Origin of the sequence: Pontibacter litorisediminis (assembly GCF_029360645.1) — a bacterium.
Classification (GTDB): Bacteria; Bacteroidota; Bacteroidia; order Cytophagales; family Hymenobacteraceae; genus Pontibacter; species Pontibacter litorisediminis.
Genome location: NZ_JARDUA010000001.1, coordinates 419,018 through 438,126, shown reverse-complemented (window position 1 = coordinate 438,126; position 19,109 = coordinate 419,018). Strand labels below are relative to the sequence as shown.

The window sequence follows — 19,109 nt, the reverse complement described above, 5'->3', positions numbered from 1 at the left end:
GTTCTTTACCCTAATTCATTTTTCTTTTTACCCCGTTTACGATAGTATATCATCAAAACGGATTATCCTCAAAGCAAGAGCAACATGAAACTACACGTTATTGAAACTGGACTTTTTAAGCTGGACGGCGGCGCCATGTTCGGGGTGGTGCCCAAAACGCTTTGGCAAAGGACAAACCCGGCTGACGAGAACAACCTTTGTACCTGGGCCATGCGTTGCTTGCTGATTGAGGATGGGGACAGGCTGATTCTGATAGACAATGGCATTGGCGACAAGCAGGACGCAAAATTCTTCAGCCATTACTACCTGCATGGCGACGCTACGTTATTAGGGTCTCTTAAAGCTGCCGGTTTCTCGCCCGAGGATGTTACAGATATGTTCCTGACGCACCTGCATTTCGACCACTGCGGGGGCGGCGTGAAGTATAGAAACCAGGACGGGGCTCTGGAGCTCGTATTCCCAAATGCCACCTACTGGTCTAATGCCGCACACTGGGAGTGGGCAACCAAGCCCAATGCCCGTGAGAAAGCTTCTTTCCTCAAAGAGAATATAATGCCTATGCAGGAGAGCGGGCACCTTAAATTTGTCGATCCTAATGCGCCTTCTCCTTTTCCGCAGTTTGAGATCTTTTATGCTGATGGGCACACCGATAAGATGATGGTGCCTATCATAGACTATAAGGGGCGCAAAATTGCCTATATGGCTGACCTGTTGCCTTCAGTAGGGCATATCCCGCTGCCCTACGTGATGGGATACGACACCCGCCCGCTCCTGACGCTGGACGAGAAGGGTCTTTTCCTGAACAGGGCCGCGGAAGAGGATTTGGTGCTGTTTTTTGAGCACGATGCCGTAAACCAATGCTGTACGGTGCAGCACACCGAGAAGGGCGTTCGCCTAAAAGAAACATTCAGCCTCTCAGATCTTTAGGATGCGGGTTGGGGTAGCCTTGTCAGGAGGCGGCGCCAGGGGCATTGCGCACTTAGGTGTGCTCAAGGCCTTGGACGAGCAAGGGGTGAAGATCAGCATGATCTCAGGTGTGAGTTCCGGTGCCATTGCCGGTGTGCTATACGGCTATGGCTATACTCCCGACGAGATCCTGAGACTGATCAAAGAACTAAGTGTATTCCATGTCATGCGGCCGGTTTTCGGGAAGAGAGGCCTGCTGCATCTGGAGGAGGTTGAGAAACTGTACCAGAAGTACCTTGGGGCTACGTTAAGGTTTGAGGATCTGAAGATACCTGTGGTGGTCAGTGCTACAGAGATGAACGAAGGAGTGACGGCTTATTTCTCTTCCGGAGAGGTGATCAAGCCATTGCTTGCCTCCTCAGCCGTTCCCATACTTTACCAGCCCATCATCTATAACGGGAAAACACTGAGCGATGGGGGGCTGCTCAATAATCTTCCTATAGAGCCGTTGTATAACAACTGTGATGTGAAGATTGCGGTGCATGTGAACCCTATTAATCATCAGGTAAAGATTACATCCCTCACCGGTATGATAGAGCGCACCGTAATGCTGGCCATCAACAATAATGTTAAACTGCGCCTAAACCAGTGCGATCTTTACCTGGAGCCGCAGGAGCTAAAGTCATACCGGCTTACCAGCTTCCGAAAAGCGGATGAGATTTTTGATGTTGGGTACCGCTATGCCATGCATATGGAGCGCTATATCAGGAGGTTAGTAAATAATAATTAAAAAATATAACATAATAAATATCATTTAATGTATATCTTTTAATGGTTTTGACGTAAAGGGAGGATAGAGTTGAGGAAGACCATGAAAATTTTAAAAGCTTTAGTAGTATTGTTTTTGATTTCTGCTGCCGCTGTGGCACAGGAAAACAAAAGCTTCATGTGGAAAGCCAAGGTGAAGCACGGCTCTGTAATGATCGGCGGTAATCTGGATGCCGCTATTCAGAAAACTACACGGGAGCTGAACCAGCCGCTCGGCCCGGAAGAAGGCACCAACATTTTAGCCAACTTGAATTTTAAGGGCGGGTACTTCCTGATACATGATTTAGCCATTGGCATAGACTTAGGTATGAGCCATGAGAGCTACATTGTATCAGTGGAAGGGGCCAAGCAAACATTTAGGCGAACATACTTGCTGGGGGGGCCTTTTACGCGCTATTACTTGGACAATGGCATCTTCGGGGAGCTAAACCTTAAAGGCGGTCTGCTAAACTTTTCTACTGGCGATAAAACTGATATTGCCCAGGGGACATTGGGGGTAGGCTATGCTATTTTTGTGAATGAGAAAATAGCTGTTGAACCGATGCTGTCTTTCCGTTATACGCGCGAGTGGCAGGGAAATGACGCTAACGTGTCTTTTGGCCCGATGATAGGAGTGGGCATACAGGCCTATTTGCTAAGAAGAACGTCTCAAATTATAAAGGAGGCCTTGTAAAACAGCGCGGAAGTGCGTAACTATACATCCACGTTTTACCCTATAAAGTAGGCTAGTTTATACTATAGCCTACTTTTTTACTTTATACACCCTTAACTGTAGATGATCGGAAAGATTATTTCGAAGCTGTTCTTCAAGGCAACCGGCTGGAAGTTGAATGGCACCCTGGCGCCGCAAGACCGCCGATGCGTAATGGTTGCTGCACCACATACAAGCAACTGGGATTTTGTGTACGCCCGTGCCGCTTTTTACCTGATGGAGGCTCCCATCAAGTATACGATTAAGAAAGAATTCATGAAGTTTCCCTTTGGGCCCATCTTAAAGGCCATGGGTGCACTTCCTATTGATCGCTCCCGGAACACACGTATGGTAGACGCCATGATCCGTATCTTTGAAGAAACACCTGGTGACATGTGTGTGATGGTAACCCCAGAAGGTACAAGAAAATACCAACCACGGTGGCGTAGAGGCTTTTACTATGTGGCGCTAGGCGCAAACGTGCCGATTGTGCTCGGCTACCTGGACTATGCTAAGAAAGAAGCTGGTATTGGCCCCACCATTATACCATCAGGTGATGTAGAAGCTGACATCGAAAAGATAATGGCGTTTTACCGTACCAAAACCGCTAAGTATCCGGAGCAGGGGGTAAGGTAGGAGCTGTTTTTTTGTTCTCATTTTTTGTTCTCAGACTATATCTAAAAACAGGAAGGGCCGCTAAGAAAAAGCGGCCCTTCCTGTTTTACTCTTAATACACCTTTAAGCGATTTGGCGCAGGTCAACCGGTATGACACGAGAAATACCAGCCTCAATCATCGTGATGCCGTACATCACGTCAGTAGAGGACATGGTACGCTTGTTATGCGTTACAACGATGAACTGCGAATCGTTTGAGAACTTTCGGATGATGTTGTTGAACTTGTCAATATTGGCATCATCCAGCGGCGCATCCACCTCGTCGAAAATACAGAACGGAGCTGGTTTCAGCAGGTAGATGGCAAACAGAAGTGAAATGGCCGTCAACGTTTTCTCCCCACCAGACAACTGGTTGATGGTGAGCGGGCGTTTGCCTTTTGGTTGTGCCATGATCTCTATCTTTGCCTCCAGCGGATTTTTCGGGTCAGAGATAACCAAGTCGCAGTTGTCCTCCTCTGTAAACAGGCTGCGGAACACGTGTTTAAAGTTGTCCTTGATCTGATTGAAAGAGTCCATAAATTTCTCTTTCGCTACCGTGTCTATCTCATTGATCGTGTCGATGAGGGAGTTCTTGGCGTTTACCAGGTCGTTGCGCTGCTCAGTGATGAACTTTTCGCGCTCCTCGATCTCGGCATAGGCCTCAGCGGCCATTGCGTTAACCGGCCCCATTTTATCCAGTTGAGATCTAACTGTGGCAATATGTTGGCTCAGCTCCTCATTTGACAATGGGATCAGCAGTTCTTCTTCCGGTACAGGGCTGGCAAAATCTTCATCTGAGATGTTAAATTCTGCCGCCAGTCGCTCTTTAATAGCCACCAGCTTCAGCTGTGTATCCGTTTTGGCCTGCTGCATGCGCATCAGGAGCTCATCGGAGTTCTGGCGCTTGCGCTGCATCTCGCGGATGCTTTTCTCTTTCTCATCCAGGTCACCGCGTAGCGTAAAGTATTCCTTTTCGATCTCTTCCAGTTGCTCGCCATACTCACGGCGGGCCTCGTTCATACTTTCCACCACTTCCTGGTTCTCAAGTATAAACGCTTCTGCCTCTGTTATTTCCTGCTCCGATTTTACCAGTTCCTGCTTCAGCCCCTCAATGCGCTCCTGGTTTGTCTCCACCGACTTCTGCTTATAGCTAATTTCCTGCTGCAGGCTGGCGAAGCGGTTCTTGAGTTGGTGGTATTGGATGTTCTCCTGGTTATACCTGCCGGAAATCACGGAGATTTGCTCCTGCTGGCGCTCCAGGTTAGCAGTATACACGGCCATTTCCTCCTCCAGGCGCTGCAGCTCTTTCATATCTGCCTCGGCCTGCGGCGACACCTCCATACTTTGCTCGCGCAGCTCTAAGAGGCGCTCGTGTAGCTCATCCCGCTTCTGGTCGAAGTTGCGGATGTTCTGCTGGTGCTGCTCATGTTTGATACGCACGGTGAGCAGGTCCTGCTGTAGCTTGCTCACCTCTTTCTCCAGCCCTTTTATCGTTTCCTTCTCGGAGTCGTTTCTGTGGTTCTGGAGGATCTGATTCTGTGTGTTAATACGGCTCTGCAGCAGCTCCACTTGTTCCTGCAGTTCGGCCACTTCCTCAGCCAGCTTCTCCAGGTTCTGCTTGCGGCCGAGGCGGTTGCCGTCAAACACGCCCACAGAGCCACCCGTCAGGCTTAGCGGCTTACGAATAGCGCTGCCATCTTTCAGTATGATCGTCTTGTACTCATGGCCGTACAGCTCTTCCTCCGCATCATCGGTGATGTAGACGTTGCGGAGCATGTACTTGAGCAGGTTACCGTACTTTTTATCAGCTGACACCATTTCGTAAGCTGCCTCCAGGCAGCCTTCGCTAAAGGTGGCGGTGGGCTCCAGGTCCTCGATCTCCGACAGCACAATGAAGTTAGCCCGGCCTTTGTTTTCCTCTTTCAGAAGCGCAATGGCATCTATGGCATCCTGCAGCTCATCCACTACAAAGTAGTTCATGTACTGCTCCAGATAACTCTCTATAAGCGGCTTGTAATCAGCTTTGCAAACCAGGATATCGGATAGGAGAGGAGCCGGCTTGGCCCAACTCTCTGACTTGCTCAGGAACTTGATCGCCTCCGGAAAACCCTCCATGTTCTCTACCAGAGACTTGGTGAGGTTATACTGGTTCTGCTTGGAATCAAGGGTGCGGTTCAGCTCTACCAGCTGCCCCTTCAGGTCAATAATATTAGCCTCCGTAGCCTCTATGCTTTGCTGCAGCGTTTCTTCCTTTGCCTGCAGGCGCACCATCTCCGAAGTGCGCTCCTCCAGCACCTGCTGCGCCTCCTGCAATTGCTCCTGCAGCACACGGCCATCTTCATCGGCGGTAAGCTGCTGCTGCTGTAGGCGCTCCAGTTCCTGATTAATGTTCTGAATCTGTACCTGGCTTATCTCCAGCGACTTACTCAGCTGGTATACTTCGTTCTGCTTAGTTTTCTGCTGCTGCACCAGGTCCTGATAAGCCTCCTGCAGCTCTGCCTTCTGCTCATTGGCCTCCTGCAGCTGCTCTTTCATGGTGGCAACCTGCTCTTCCGCCTCGGCAAAGCTATCCTGCACCGTCATCAGTTCATCGCGCAGCTCCAGTATACTTTCCTGCGTATGCTCCACGTTGGCCGTATCCTGGCTAATCTGCTGGCGTAACTGCTGCAGGCGCTCTTTCAGGTAGGTGCTGCGCTCGGATTTAAGCTTAATGTCGTTTTCCAGCTGACGCAGTTTGGCAGTTTGTACCTGCATGGTGCGCTGCATCTCCGACAGCCTTTCCTGCGTCTCGTTCAGCTCCTCCTTTTGGCCGGCAATGGCGTCTTCGGCCTCTGTTACGACTGCAATGTAGTTTTCCTTGAGGTTTGTTTCCTGCTGCACGTCCTGCTCCAGGCGCTCCAGTGTTTGCTGGTACTGGGCAATGTTACGGCGGGCAAACTCCAGGCTGTGCTTCTTGTAGTCATCTTTTAAGTTGAAGTACTTAACTGCCTGTTTTGCCTGTCGTTCCAGCGTCTTCATGTTCTTGCCGATCTCGTGCAGCAAGTCCTCCACGCGCTCCAGGTCGGCATCCGTTTCCTCCAGCTTCTTCAGCGTCTGCTTTTTGCGCACCCGGAATTTAGAGATACCGGCAGCCTCCTCAAACAGCAAGCGGCGAGAGTTTTCCTTGTCGTTGAGGATCTCGTCCACCATTTTCAGCTCAATGATGGCATAGCTGTCAGAGCCGATGCCTGTATCCAGGAAAAGCTCATTGATATCTTTTAATCGGCAGGTCACTCCGTTCAGCATGTACTCGCTCTCACCGGAGCGGTAGTATTTGCGAGTCACGGTCACCTGTGAGTACTCCGTCGGCAGGATGCCTTTGTTATTGTCGAAGGTGATAGACACTTCGGCCATCTGCACCGGCTTGCGGGTTTTGGAGCCGTTAAAGATAACGTTCTCCATCTTGTCGGAGCGCAGGTTGCGGGTCTTCTGCTCGCCCAGTACCCAGCGTATGGCGTCCACAATGTTGGATTTGCCACAGCCGTTCGGCCCCACAATACCTGTAATCCCGTTGTCGAAGTTAATGACGACGCGGTCGCCAAAACTTTTGAACCCTTTAATCTCTAATTTTGAAACTTGCATTCGCGTGTTGCGGAAACTCTATGTTCTATCTTCAAAAATAAGATGAATTTTCAATCCTACACCTCTTGTAAAGGTATAATTAATGATTATAAGCCATAAAATGATGTATATATTTTGCTATCTTTGGTTAAGACGCTGATACCATGGACGATTTTAAAATCATAATATACATTCTGGCCGCAGTAGCTTATTTTCTGCTAACCCAGTGGCGCAAAGCCTTTAAAGGTGGTGAGGATGAGGACGTAGATGTAGAAAGCCGAAGGCCACGACAGCAGACTTCGACACCGGTTACTTCATTTGAAGACATACTGCGGGAGCTGCAGCCTAAAATGAATGAAGCACGGCGGAAGGGGCAGGAGGTGGTGCAGCAGGCTAAAGAGCGTACGCGTGAACAGGTGCAGCCCCTAATGCCCCCTGTTGCAGAGACGGCACCCAAGTATAGAAGTTATGAAAACATATCTCCGAAAGTGTTATCCTGGGAGAAGAAGGCAGAGGCCATAGAAGCTGCCAAACAGGCTAAGTTGCGCAGGCAGGACGTGTTCAAACCCTATGCGCAACAGCACCCTATAAACACCAGCCGCTATGCAGAAATGCTGCGCAACCCTGCCTCTGCCCGCGAGGCCATCATTCTGACCGAGATCTTTAACCGAAAGTATAATTAGTCCTGGAGGTGTGGGTTTGTGATCGAGCCAAGCCTAGACGAAGTTAGTTTCTAGCGTTATGAATCTGAGCAGGAAAGCAAAACAGCCTTCGCATTGCCTTGTGCTAGACAATATCAAAATCAAGTGGCAAGTTTACTCCTGCGTCAGGGCGAAAGTGAGTATGTTGGCGCCCATGCGTAATGCCTGCTGCCGTATTGGCTCCGGGTCGTTGTATATCTCCTGGTCTTCCCAGCCATTCCCCAAGTCTGTTTCATACGAATAAAAGCACACCAGGCGTCCCTCGTGTATTATCCCAAATCCTCGTGGCGGCTTGTTGTCATGCTCGTGCACTTTTGGCAAGCCTCTCGGAAAGCTGTACTTCTGCCTATAGATCGGATGATCAAAGGGGAGCTCCACGAACTCATGCTCTGGAAAAACCTTCTTCATTTCCTTGCGGATATACTGATCAAGGCCATAGTTGTCATCAATGTGAAGAAAGCCGCCGCTGAGCAGGTAATTCCGCAGGTTTTGAGCCTCGGCATCTGAAAAAACAACGTTTCCATGGCCCGTCATGTGCACGAAAGGATAAGAAAACAGCTCCGGGCTCCCTACTTCCACAGTCTCTTCCTCGCTAGCGATGTTCATGTTCAAGTTCTGGTTGCAGAACCTGATTAAGTTAGGCAGCGAAGTTTTATTGGCGTACCAATCGCCGCCGCCGCCATACTTAAGCTTGGCTATTTTAAAGCTTTGGGTTTGGGCTATACTTGCGGTGGGGGCTAGCCACACAATCAGCAGGAAAAGCAGCAGTCGTTTCATAGGCAAAGAGTATACTTCTACAACGTTTCAAAGATATCGTGGAGTATGTTTAGGGTATGGCAAGCTACTAGGGCAGCAGTCTCGGTGCGGAGCCTGCTTTGGCCCAGCGTGACGGGCCTAATACCAGCCTCATAGGCAGCAGCAATTTCAGAGGAGGAGAAGTCGCCCTCGGGGCCGATTAAAATGCAGTGCGGCTCTCCATACTTGTAGTGATCCTTTATACTTTTAGTGGCATCATCTTCTAAATGAGCAATAAATGTTTGCTTCGGAAGGGGCTGCTGTAGAAAATGTTGAAAAGAAGTCATGTCGTGTAGCAGGGGCAGGTAGCCTTTCTTGGATTGCTTCATAGCGCTGATGGCTATTTTCTCTAGCCTATCCAGGCGCAGATTGCGTCGTTCCGAGTGCTCGCAAAGCAAAAACGTGATCTCGCTCACACCAATCTCTACCGCCTTCTCCACAAACCACTCCATGCGGTCCAGGTTTTTAGTGGGAGCCACAGCGATGTGCGAGACATAAGGAAGCTTACCATACTCTTTCTGCTTTTCGACAACCTGTAGCTGGCAGCGTTTCTGGTGTGCATCCTGGATGATAGCGGTATACATGCCTCCAACGCCATCCACCAAGTAAACTGTGTCCCCCTGGCTCAGACGCAGCACGCGGGTGCAATGCTTTGACTCTTCTTCACTTAATGTATAAGTTTCGCCTGAAATGTCGGGAGTAAAGAATAGATGCATAATTTTACTAATTGATGTAGTTGCTTAACATTTTGTCAATCTTGCAAAAATATGGCTTTAAAAGATAGTTGGTGTCCCTCAGAGGTTTTTACCATGTCGTTGTTAGCAGCTGCCGTATTGGCACTTTCAGTTTCTACCTATGGGATTGGCTTGTCTAATGACTCAGTAGCATATTGGGCAGCTGCAAACAGTTTTTATTCTGAAGGTATCTTTTTTTTACCCTATCGGGACACCTATTTCACGGATTGGCCTCCATTATTCAGCATTTTTTTGTCCACAGCACATTTTTTGCAAATTGACAATAAACTGTTTTTTTATAGCCTCCAAGTTGTGGGTGTATACTTCACAGTTCTCTGCATTATTGGTACATTGGCGTATCAATTTACAAAATCAAGGCTATTTTCTGTCATCACTCTAATCTTGTTTATTACAGCCCCACCAACTTTTTTCCCCTTTTCATATTTATGGACTGAAACCTACTTTATTTTATTTACAATCATGTTTGTTGTTGGCTTGGATAGGTATCTTACAGGCCAGGGAAGGTACATGCTCTTTTTCTGTATAACAATGGCAGCACTAAGCATCTTGGTAAGGTATGCTGGTATTGTAAATATTGCGACAGGTTGTCTGATTCTTTTCTTTTACGGAAATGAAAGTGCTTTTAACAAACTAAAAAGGACTTTGTTGTTCGGTATTCTCTCCTGTATTCCTCTTCTTCTGTGGCTAATTAGAAATTTCCTGATTAGCTCTACCTTCACAGGAGAGGGTAGAACAGTGGAATTTGCTCACCTAAAGTATTCCCTTGTAATGGTTGCGAAAGCTGTGTGGGAATGGTTTTTACCCTACCCACAACATCCTCATGCTGGAATATTGACGATAATACTATTGGGAATCGCAATAGCTGGCATTGGTTACTTTGTCTATCTTAATTTTAAACAAAATAAGGCAAAGAAAGCACTGCTTTTGATATTACTGATTAACTCTGTTCTTTCGCTTCTTTTAATCTTCTTCTCCTCGCTATTTCAGTCAAGTGATTTTCCAGATGCTAGATTAACCTCCCCTGCCTTTTTTTCTTTCTTGCTCATATTAGTTTGTATAGCAGATCATCTAGTTTCTGTTAAAAGCAGGGTGGGAATCGGGGCTTTGCTGTTATTTTTTGGAGTAACAGCTATATATAATTTTAACCGCTACTATTCATACTCAAAGCAATCGTTTGATGTTGGAGTTGAAGGGCTAACAGATCAAGCTTTTTATGAATCGGAAATTATAAGTGATTTACAATCTGCTAATTGGCTGCCTAATTACACAAATAATCAAACTGCCTTCTCCAACCTTCCCGAAATATTATACTTTAGGAACATATATGGCACTTTGAAAATCACAAAGGGCTTCAGAAATCATCTAAGTGAGCAGTTTGAAAAGGAGAGTGAAGAGAAGTTAATTATATGGATTGGCGATAAGACTAACTTGGAAGAATTAATAGGTAAAGTTTTAACAAAGTATACTGTTGATAGAAAAAAAGAATTTTCTGATGGTGTAATTCTGTGGCTAAAACTAAAACAAAAGCCCTTCTGCATGTAGCAGAAGGGCTTTTGTTTGAAAAAGCTCAAAAAGCCTGTTTAGTCTATGGTAACTTCTACCTGCGGTGCGCCTGCCAGAATCTCATCATTTGCGTAGTCCGCAAATTTCTGGAAGTTTCTGATAAACTTAGAGGCAAGGTCAGTGGCCTTGGCATCGTATTCCTCTTTGCTTGCCCAGGTGTTGCGCGGGTTCAGTATCTCAGCCGGAACATTGGGGCAAGAGGAAGGCATTTCAACACCAAAAATAGGGTGCTTGATGTACTGCACGTTGTTTAGCTCCCCATTTAGGGCGGCCGTAATCATGGCGCGGGTATATGGCAATTTCATGCGGTGTCCTACACCGTAAGGGCCACCTGTCCAACCTGTGTTCACCAACCATACGTTCACGTTGTTTTCCTGCATCTTCTTGCCCAGCATTTCGGCATACTTGGTTGGGTGAAGCGGCAGGAAGGCCGCGCCAAAGCAGGCTGAGAAAGTTGTTTGCGGCTCCGTCACGCCCACCTCAGTGCCAGCCACCTTGGCTGTGTAGCCGGAGATGAAGTGGTACATAGCCTGGCTTGAGTTCAGCTTGGAGATTGGAGGCAGCACCCCAAAAGCATCCGCCGTCAGAAAAAAGATGTTTTTTGGAATGTCAGCTCTTGAAGGCTCAATCGCGTTATCGATGTAGCTGATCGGATAGGCTGTTCGGGTGTTTTCCGTTACAGCGTTGTTGGTATAATCTACGGTGCGGGTGCCAGGATAGAAGCGGGTGTTCTCCACAATAGAACCAAACTTTATGGCGTCCCAGATCTGCGGCTCTTTCTCCCTGGTCAGGTCGATTACCTTGGCGTAGCAGCCACCCTCAAAGTTAAACACACTGTCCGCTGTCCAGCCATGCTCGTCGTCGCCGATCAATCCACGGTTCGGGTCAGCAGAGAGTGTTGTCTTGCCTGTGCCTGAAAGCCCAAAGAAGATGGCTGTGTCGCCATCTTTGCCTACGTTGGCAGAGCAGTGCATCGACAGGGTGTTCTTCTCGTGCGGGAGAATATAATTCAGCACACCAAAAATTCCTTTTTTCATTTCGCCGGCATAGCCTGTGCCGCCGATTAAGATCATGTTCTTGGTGAAGTTAATGATCGCGAAATTGCTCTGACGCGTTCCATCCTCAGCAGGGGCCGCCTCAAACTCTGGGGCGCAGATGATGGTGAACTCAGGCCTGTGGTTTTGAATCTCGTCTTTCGTTAAGCGCAGGAACATATTGTTGCAGAAAAGGTTCTGCCAAGCCTGTGTGTTCACGATGCGCAGGTTCAGGCGGTAGTCCGGGTGCGCACCTGCGTAGGCGTCGCGCACGTACAGCTTCTTATCCTTCAGGAAGTCCACCATCTTGGCATGCAGCCTGTCGAACTTCTCCTGGTCGAACGGGATGTTGATATCCCCCCACCACACAGAGTCAGCTGTTTTTGCGTCCTTTACAATAAAGCGATCTTTTGGCGAGCGGCCTGTAAACTTGCCGGTATCGCACATCAGCGCCCCATTGTCTGTCAGCACTCCTTCGCCGTTTTTGATGGCTTCCTCCACCAACTCAGCAGGAGTCAGGTTCCAAAGCACTTCCTGTGCCTCTTTAATGCCGATGCTCTCGAGACCTACTGCGTTAGATTTATCTCCAGATTGTTTCATTGAAATTGTATGGGTTTGATTGAATTGATAGGTTTTCTGCAACAATGACACAAAAGTATAAAAAATAGTATATTCCTATAGAAGCTAATCACTTTTTAAGTGGTTACTCACGTCTTTTATTTGGTAAAATATTTGCACCGTCAAATTCTTAGAGCACGCAAATTTTTAACTTTCTGCAAAAGAAGTGTTTGTTTAGTATTTAACTAGCTGATAGCAACTTGGTTACTGATCGGGATGAGCGCTAGCTTCTTTAGCAGCAGGGTATTCCTTTATCGCTTACTACGAGATAAGGCGTCCCAAGTTCGAACGCCGCTGGGAATAAAAATTGTCGCCTCTAGGTCGGTTTTGGTGATTAATTAAGCGCGTCGCCCGAGCGTCTATATTGTTATACTATTGTTTTGGCAGCGTTGTTCTTGCTTTTGCCTTGATAATGAGCTAAAACCATAGTCGCAAACGTAAAAAGGACATGGGGGCACAGCGGTTACGGAAACCATTGATGATTCGCCACTCACTTTTCTGTAACACAGGAGAGGCGTCAAATTTGTATAACTCATTACTGAGTCGTATTTTTAGTTTTAGAATGCGCTAAACCGTATAAACAGAAACAACCAATTTATGTCAACATCTCAGAATATCTCTGGAGGCAGGGCACCAAGTTTCATGGAGAAGCAAGGTACCCTGTTCGGTCATCCGAAAGGATTGATGGTACTTTTTTTTACCGAAATGTGGGAGCGCTTCAGCTACTATGGCATGCGCGGCATTTTGGTGCTGTTCCTGGTATCTAACACCAAGGGCGGGTATGGCTGGACGGATGAGCAGGCTCTGCAACTGTATGGTACATACACCATGTTCGTTTACCTCATGTCTATCCCGGGAGGTATTCTGGCAGACAAATTCCTGGGGCAGAAGAAGGCCGTTATCATTGGTGGCTTTACGCTGGTGGCCGGCCACTTGCTGATGGCTTATCCGCCTGAATGGGCATTTTATACGGCCTTGTGCTTAATTGTGGCAGGTACAGGCTTGCTTAAGCCAAATATCTCTACCATGGTGGGTGGCCTGTACAGAGAGGGCGATAGCCGCCGCGACTCTGGCTTTACCATCTTCTACATGGGTATTAACCTGGGTGCCCTTCTGGCTTCCCTGATCGTGGGATATGTGGGTGAAGTTTACGGTTGGCATTATGGCTTTAGCCTTGCCGGTTTTGGTATGGTGTTAGGCCAAATCGTGTTTATCTGGGGCCGAAAATTCCTGCACGGAGTTGGTAACCTGGAGAAAGACACGGCTAAGGATGAGGACAGAATCTTTACCAAGGGGCAAGATGGCCAGCGCGAGGCCACAGGCTTTATGGGTTTCACCAAGCATGAGTGGGACCGCATCATCGTTATCCTGATCTCCTTCATCATTGTACTGGTGTTCTGGGCTTCCTTTGAGCAGGCGGGTGGCCTCATGAACCTGTTTGCGCAGCAGTACACTGACCGTGTAGTTTTTGGCTGGGAAATTCCTACGGCATGGCTACAGGGCCTTAACTCCTTCTTTATCCTGACGCTGGGAGGTATTGTGGCTGCTATCTGGGTAGCTTTGGCAAGAAAAGGAATAAACCTTCCTTCGATCTTTAAAATGGGCTTAGGTACCTCTATTCTGGGTATTGGCTTCATCTTTATGGTGTTTGCCTCATTGCAGCGTACTTCTTCCCCTGACGGGCTTTCGTCGCTGCACTGGCTGGTGTTTGCCTATATGTTCCATACTATCGGTGAGCTGGCGCTATCGCCTGTGTCGCTTTCTTTCATCACGAAAGTGGCACCGAAGCGTATTGTAGCTTCCATGATGGGTTTATACTTTGCCGTAACTGGCCTGGCTAACAAACTGGCCTCCCTGATCGGTATATGGGCTGTACGCCTGGGCGAGTTGGAAGTATTCATGTATATCGCGGGCTTCACTATCTTCCTGGGAATCGTACTCATGGTGCTGACCAGGCGTATCAATAAGCTGACGCATGGCATGGAGGACAAGAAAATGGATGAGGAGCAGGCACAAACCGGCCAGTTGCTTGAGGCTGAGGTTAGCTAACCCTTATCATTGAATTAGGATTTTAAACAGGCCCCTGATGCTTTTCATCAGGGGCTTTTTTTGTGACTTATCTTATGATTTATGCTTTGGCAGAGAACCATGGAGCAGTAAATTTGTGTTGTTGCCAGAGTATGTAACTTTTAGCCAAATTATACTTTTAGCCAATGTTTTTTTCTGTTCGGGCGCGGCAGCTGTTGTGGCTGTGCATGCTGGGCCTTTCTGTTACGGCCTGTAATACTGTAGCGGAAGTAGCCCCAAAGGTAGAGGAGGAGCCTGTAACTGTTTACACGATCAAACAGGGAGCGCACTACTCTGACAAGAACAACGTCAGGAAGCGAACCACGCACCTTATCCGTTTCGAGGTTACGTTCGATAGCACCGCAATTTATACTTCGGCCAAGGCCAACAACCAGGCGGATATCAACAAACTATATGGGCTATCGGACTGTAATACCAGCCATCATACCAACAGTGCCCGCTTTGGCTGGCGCTGGTACAACAACAGGTTGGAGTTGATAGCTTATACTTACTTGGATAAGAAGTGGGACTACAAGCTTTTGGGCGCTGTGCCAATAGGGCAGAAGGTGCCGCTGGAGTTGCGTATGGAAGATGGCCAGTATATTTTCAGGATGAACGGCCAGGAGGTAAGCATGCCGCGCGCCTGTACCGGAGCCGCAGAGGGCTACCAACTTTACCCATACTTTGGTGGGGACGAGACAGCCCCGCATGATATCACTATCCGCATCAAGGATGTAGAGTAAAGTATAGTTACTGCTCAACAACTTAAACTTGTACAAAGCAAAAGGCCTGAGCTGTGAAGCTCAGGCCTTTTATACTTTAGTGCGGGGGCTGATTACATCATGCCGCCCATGCCACCCATGCCGCCTGGCATAGCTGGAGCACCTTTTTCTTCTTCCGGATCCTCAGAAACCACGCATTCTGTCGTCAGGAGCAGGCCAGCGATAGAAGCCGCATTCTCCAGGGCTAGACGCGTAACTTTTGTAGGGTCGATGATGCCGGCGGCAAACATGTTCTCGAATTTGTCGTCACGGGCATTGTAACCGTAGTCAGACTTGCCTTCGCGAACAGCTTGTACTACTACCGAGCCTTCACCGCCAGCGTTAGCCACGATTGTTCTCAGTGGAGCCTCCAGAGCAGTCTTGATGATGCTTACACCTGTCTGCTCATCTGCGTTATACACGTCAACGTTGTTCAGGGCATCCAGTGCACGGATCAGGGCAACGCCACCACCAGCTACGATACCTTCCTCCACAGCAGCACGTGTGGCATGCAGGGCGTCATCCACGCGGTCTTTCTTCTCTTTCATCTCTACCTCCGTAGAAGCTCCGATATATAGGATAGCCACACCACCAGACAGTTTAGCCAGACGCTCTTGTAGTTTCTCTTTATCGTAGTCAGATGTAGTAGTCTCCATCTGCGCCTTGATCTGGCTAATACGCGCTACGATATCGTCTTTCGTGCCGGCACCGTTAACAAGTGTTGTGTTGTCTTTGTCGATGATCACTTTCTCAGCCTGACCTAAGTAGTCAAGGGTAGCGTTCTCCAGCTTATAGCCGCGCTCTTCCGAGATCACTGTGCCGCCAGTCAGGATAGCGATATCCTCCAGCATAGCTTTTCTTCTGTCGCCGAAGCCTGGGGCCTTTACAGCAGCAATTTTCAGGGAGCCACGCAGTTTGTTTACTACCAGTGTAGCAAGCGCCTCACCGTCCACATCTTCCGCGATGATAACAAGGCCTTTACCTGTCTGAACCACTTGCTCCAGTACCGGAAGCAGTTCTTTCATGGTAGACACTTTCTTATCGTAGATCAGGATGAATGGATTGTCGAAGTCAGCCTCCATTTTCTCCGCGTTCGTTACGAAGTATGGAGAAAGGTAACCGCGGTCAAACTGCATACCTTCAACGGTTTTTACCTCCGTTTCAGTGCCTTTTGCCTCTTCCACAGTGATCACACCGTCTTTACCCACTTTATCCATCGCGTCGGCAATCATTTTACCGATCTCTGGGTCGTTGTTGGCAGAGATAGTGCCTACCTGTGCGATCTCAGAAGAGTTATCAATCGTTTTAGACTGAGACTTCAGGTTTGCTACTACAGCATCCACAGCTTTGTCGATACCACGCTTCAGGTCCATTGGGTTGGCACCGGCAGCCACGTTCTTGATACCGGCAGTATAGATCGCCTGTGCCAGCACAGTGGCCGTAGTAGTACCGTCACCAGCCTGGTCAGCGGTTTTAGAGGCAACCTCTTTCACCAACTGGGCACCCATGTTCTCGATTGGGTCTTTCAGTTCGATCTCTTTCGCTACAGAAACACCGTCCTTGGTGATGGTAGGGGCACCGAATTTCTTATCGATGATCACGTTGCGGCCTTTAGGGCCCAGTGTTACCTTAACGGCATTTGCCAACTTGTCTACGCCAGACTTAATCTTGTGGCGAGCATCTGTATCGAATGTGATGTTTTTAGCCATAGTTTATAAATTTTATGGATTAGGTTTAAATTTTGGATAAGCTTAAAGAACAGCCAGGATGTCAGACTCACGCATGATCAGGTAATCGTTACCGTCGATGGAGATCTCTGTACCGGCATACTTGCCATACAACACAGTGTCGCCAACGCTTACTTGTGGCTTCATCAGGGCGCCTTGCTCCGATACTTTGCCTTCGCCAACGGCTACCACCTCACCACGCTGAGGTTTTTCTTTAGCAGTGTCAGGAATAATGATACCAGACTTAGTCTTTTCTTCTGCTGCAGCAGGAGCCACGATTACTCTGTCTGCTAATGGTTTGATGTTGATTGACATAGTTTTTGGTTATTTAGTTATGTTTTGTTGTTATGAAATCTGCAATAACACCTGTGCCTTATCATTTCCTGTGCCAATACGCAGAAGGTGCCACTTTAAGCCAATTTTTCAGTGTCTAACGCTTCTTTTTCTGCCAGGTTTGTCACTTTCTGCCACCGATCGGAACTTTTTTGCAAATCTGTCATGCTGGGGCGCAGGAGGAGGGAAACAAAAAAGCCGGCCCTGACGAGGACCGGCTTTTACCCATAACGGGAATATGTTATTCTTGCGTGGCAGTGTCCACCATAGTAGGTATCTCACCGGCATCCGGAATGGCAGCTGTTGTGTCAGCACCTGGCAATGCTCCGGCTGGGGCAGCTGGCATCTGAGACTGACGTGCGCGCTCTTCGTTTACGCTTCTTACGGCTCCGTCACCAGAGCTTCCGATCATGTGTGTGGCAAGTGTCAGTACAACTAGGGCAATTGCGAAGCCCCAGGTTAATTTCTCCAGCAGGTCGCCGGTGCGTTTCACGCCCATTAGCTGGCTGGTGCTGCCGCCAAACTGGCTTGAGAGGCCGCCACCCTTCGGGTTCTGAGCTAATACAACCAATATAAGCAGCACGCAGATAAAAATAATGACACTGATAAGGGCGATATACATGTTAACTTAGGTTTTGTAATTTTTCGATCTGTTCAGCAAAGTAACTCTTTTTTTCCGGATATTTCAAAATGAGTTGCTCATATATTTTAACCGCTTTCTTTGCCTTCCCCTGCTTCACAAAGATGTTGGCTAGGCTCTCAGAGGCGATGCCGCGCTTTATTTTCGTGCTCTTCAAAGAGAGGTCTTCCTGCGGCTCCGGCTTCATCTTGATATTGTTTAGCGCTTTAAGCCTTGGGTTTATCTTCAGGAACTGGTCGATAATGTCCTGCTGCTCGTGCAGGGCCGGGGCGGCGGGCGCTTCTGCCTTAGCCAGTTCGTGTGTTTTGCTGTACTCCAGGATCAACTCCGGATGGAAGGCCGCAGGTTTTTGGCGGGCAAGCCCGCCTTCCTCTTTTAGCTGCAGCGCTTCGCCCATGCGGCTCGAGGCCATCCAGTAGCCCAGCACGTCCTGCTGATACATCTGCTCTACCTCATCAAAGACATACGTTACCTCTGTCTCTCCCGGGGCCGCTGTGGCTTCGGAAGCAGGAGCATCTCCTGCTATCTCCCCGTTGTCCTCTAAAAGGCCATTTATACTATAATATAGGCTTGCAGCTGTGGCGGCTTCTGCCGCGATAACGTCTGCCAGTTCATCTTTTGGCTGGTATACTTCCGGGGCCTCGTCCTGCTGCGGCTCTGCCGCCTCCTGAGGCTCCTGGTCGGCTGTTGCCAGCGCTGTGCCTTCTTCGGCAGGCTCCTGTAGTTCTTGCGCAGGTTCTACATCAGGCTTTTGAGCCAGCAGGTCGGTAAAAGAAGGGCTGAGGCTTTTGATGGTCAGGAGCAGGGCAAGTTCAGAGTCCAGCTTCTCCATTGGCTGCTCCAGAATGTCTTTATCCGAAGGGAAAGTGTCAGTGCTTTCCTGTACCACATCTGTCTCCTCGGCACTAAGATCAACTTCCAGAGCCTCCTCTGCTTCTGCTTCAGGCTCTGCATCCATGCTCGGCTGCAGTTGTTCTGGTACAGCTTCTTCGGTTTCCGCTTCCTCCGCTTCAACAGAAGTTGTTGCATCTGGCAAGGCCGGCTCTTCTACTTCCTCTCCAAGTATAACTTCTTCTGTTAAAGGTGTTGTATCTCTACTGAGATCCAGGGGAACTGTAAGTGGAGCGGGGGAGGTTGGCTCTTCTGCCGGGGCTATACTTGTTTCCTCTACAACGGTTGGGTCAAAGACAGGGGCCGCAACCGGCGAAGTATAAATGATGCGCTTTAGCAGTTGGCGGTTGGTGGCGTAGGCTGAGGCACGGCGCAAGCGCTGCGTAGACAGCATGCTGCCCTTGTCATAGGCTGATTTTGCCAGTAGCAGGTGCGCCGTCTGGCAATACGGAAACGTAGCGGCCACCTTCTCCAGCTCCTCTGTTTGCTGGTCCGTGATGCTGGCTGCTTGCTGTATCAGTTCTAGGAAAGCCGATTTATTCATA

At 48.6% G+C, this 19,109-nt stretch carries 16 protein-coding genes; 8 read left to right on the top strand and 8 right to left on the bottom strand.

Features of this window, described 5'->3' with window-relative positions; genetic code table 11:
- The first annotated feature begins 84 nt into the window (after nt 1-84).
- The 4 genes from PXG97_RS01945 to PXG97_RS01930 all read left to right on the top strand — a co-directional run bounded on the left by PXG97_RS01945 (nt 85) and on the right by PXG97_RS01930 (nt 3,061).
- Nucleotides 85-927: an MBL fold metallo-hydrolase gene (locus tag PXG97_RS01945; protein ID WP_276496033.1), complete on the top strand. Its 843-nt coding sequence runs from the start codon at nt 85-87 to the stop codon at nt 925-927.
- A 1-nt stretch (nt 928) separates the two neighbouring features.
- A complete protein-coding gene (locus PXG97_RS01940) occupies nt 929-1,696 on the top strand; it encodes a patatin-like phospholipase family protein (protein WP_276496032.1) in 768 nt (255 codons plus the stop codon).
- A gap of 81 nt (nt 1,697-1,777) precedes the next feature.
- Nucleotides 1,778-2,407, top strand: coding sequence for a hypothetical protein (locus tag PXG97_RS01935; protein ID WP_276496031.1), 630 nt, complete (start codon nt 1,778-1,780; stop codon nt 2,405-2,407).
- 102 nt (nt 2,408-2,509) lie between these two features.
- Nucleotides 2,510-3,061: a 1-acyl-sn-glycerol-3-phosphate acyltransferase gene (locus PXG97_RS01930; RefSeq protein ID WP_276496030.1), complete on the top strand. Its 552-nt coding sequence runs from the start codon at nt 2,510-2,512 to the stop codon at nt 3,059-3,061.
- A 102-nt stretch (nt 3,062-3,163) separates the two neighbouring features.
- Here PXG97_RS01930 and smc read toward each other — a convergent pair whose 3' ends face one another.
- Nucleotides 3,164-6,700, bottom strand: coding sequence for a chromosome segregation protein SMC (gene smc, locus PXG97_RS01925; RefSeq protein WP_276496029.1), 3,537 nt, complete (start codon nt 6,698-6,700; stop codon nt 3,164-3,166).
- A 143-nt stretch (nt 6,701-6,843) separates the two neighbouring features.
- On the opposite strand from smc, the gene PXG97_RS01920 reads away from it, so the two are divergent.
- The gene (locus PXG97_RS01920; protein WP_276496028.1) at nt 6,844-7,362 is read left to right on the top strand and encodes a hypothetical protein; all 519 of its coding nucleotides are present in this window, start codon (nt 6,844-6,846) and stop codon (nt 7,360-7,362) included.
- Nucleotides 7,363-7,494: 132 nt separating this feature from the next.
- Here PXG97_RS01920 and PXG97_RS01915 read toward each other — a convergent pair whose 3' ends face one another.
- Both PXG97_RS01915 and PXG97_RS01910 read right to left on the bottom strand, forming a co-directional pair.
- Nucleotides 7,495-8,157 (bottom strand): DUF4159 domain-containing protein, encoded by a 663-nt coding sequence (locus PXG97_RS01915; protein WP_276496027.1) that lies wholly within the window; start codon nt 8,155-8,157, stop codon nt 7,495-7,497.
- A 17-nt stretch (nt 8,158-8,174) separates the two neighbouring features.
- A complete protein-coding gene (locus tag PXG97_RS01910) occupies nt 8,175-8,891 on the bottom strand; it encodes a 16S rRNA (uracil(1498)-N(3))-methyltransferase (protein ID WP_276496026.1) in 717 nt (238 codons plus the stop codon).
- Between the two features lie 51 nt (nt 8,892-8,942).
- Here PXG97_RS01910 and PXG97_RS01905 point away from each other — a divergent pair, with 51 nt between their 5' ends.
- Nucleotides 8,943-10,472, top strand: coding sequence for a hypothetical protein (locus tag PXG97_RS01905; RefSeq protein WP_276496025.1), 1,530 nt, complete (start codon nt 8,943-8,945; stop codon nt 10,470-10,472).
- Nucleotides 10,473-10,510: 38 nt separating this feature from the next.
- Here PXG97_RS01905 and pckA read toward each other — a convergent pair whose 3' ends face one another.
- A complete protein-coding gene (gene pckA, locus PXG97_RS01900) occupies nt 10,511-12,127 on the bottom strand; it encodes a phosphoenolpyruvate carboxykinase (ATP) (RefSeq protein ID WP_276496024.1) in 1,617 nt (538 codons plus the stop codon).
- 615 nt (nt 12,128-12,742) lie between these two features.
- On the opposite strand from pckA, the gene PXG97_RS01895 reads away from it, so the two are divergent.
- On the top strand, nt 12,743-14,194 hold the full coding sequence (locus PXG97_RS01895) for a peptide MFS transporter (protein WP_276496023.1): 1,452 nt from the start codon (nt 12,743-12,745) through the stop codon (nt 14,192-14,194).
- 164 nt (nt 14,195-14,358) lie between these two features.
- Nucleotides 14,359-14,955 carry a hypothetical protein gene (locus PXG97_RS01890; protein ID WP_276496022.1) on the top strand — a complete coding sequence of 199 codons (597 nt, stop codon included), beginning with the start codon at nt 14,359-14,361 and terminating at the stop codon, nt 14,953-14,955.
- Nucleotides 14,956-15,047: 92 nt separating this feature from the next.
- On the opposite strand, the gene groL is transcribed toward PXG97_RS01890, so the two are convergent.
- The 4 genes from groL to PXG97_RS01870 all read right to left on the bottom strand — a co-directional run bounded on the left by groL (nt 15,048) and on the right by PXG97_RS01870 (nt 19,108).
- A complete protein-coding gene (groL, locus tag PXG97_RS01885) occupies nt 15,048-16,682 on the bottom strand; it encodes a chaperonin GroEL (RefSeq protein WP_276496021.1) in 1,635 nt (544 codons plus the stop codon).
- Nucleotides 16,683-16,724: 42 nt separating this feature from the next.
- Nucleotides 16,725-17,015 carry a co-chaperone GroES gene (gene groES / locus PXG97_RS01880; RefSeq protein ID WP_276496020.1) on the bottom strand — a complete coding sequence of 97 codons (291 nt, stop codon included), beginning with the start codon at nt 17,013-17,015 and terminating at the stop codon, nt 16,725-16,727.
- 259 nt (nt 17,016-17,274) lie between these two features.
- Nucleotides 17,275-17,655, bottom strand: coding sequence for a preprotein translocase subunit SecG (gene secG, locus PXG97_RS01875; RefSeq protein WP_276496019.1), 381 nt, complete (start codon nt 17,653-17,655; stop codon nt 17,275-17,277).
- 1 nt (nt 17,656) lies between these two features.
- Complete coding sequence (locus PXG97_RS01870) at nt 17,657-19,108, bottom strand: hypothetical protein (RefSeq protein ID WP_276496018.1); 1,452 nt, start codon at nt 19,106-19,108, stop codon at nt 17,657-17,659.
- Nucleotide 19,109 lies beyond the last annotated feature (1 nt).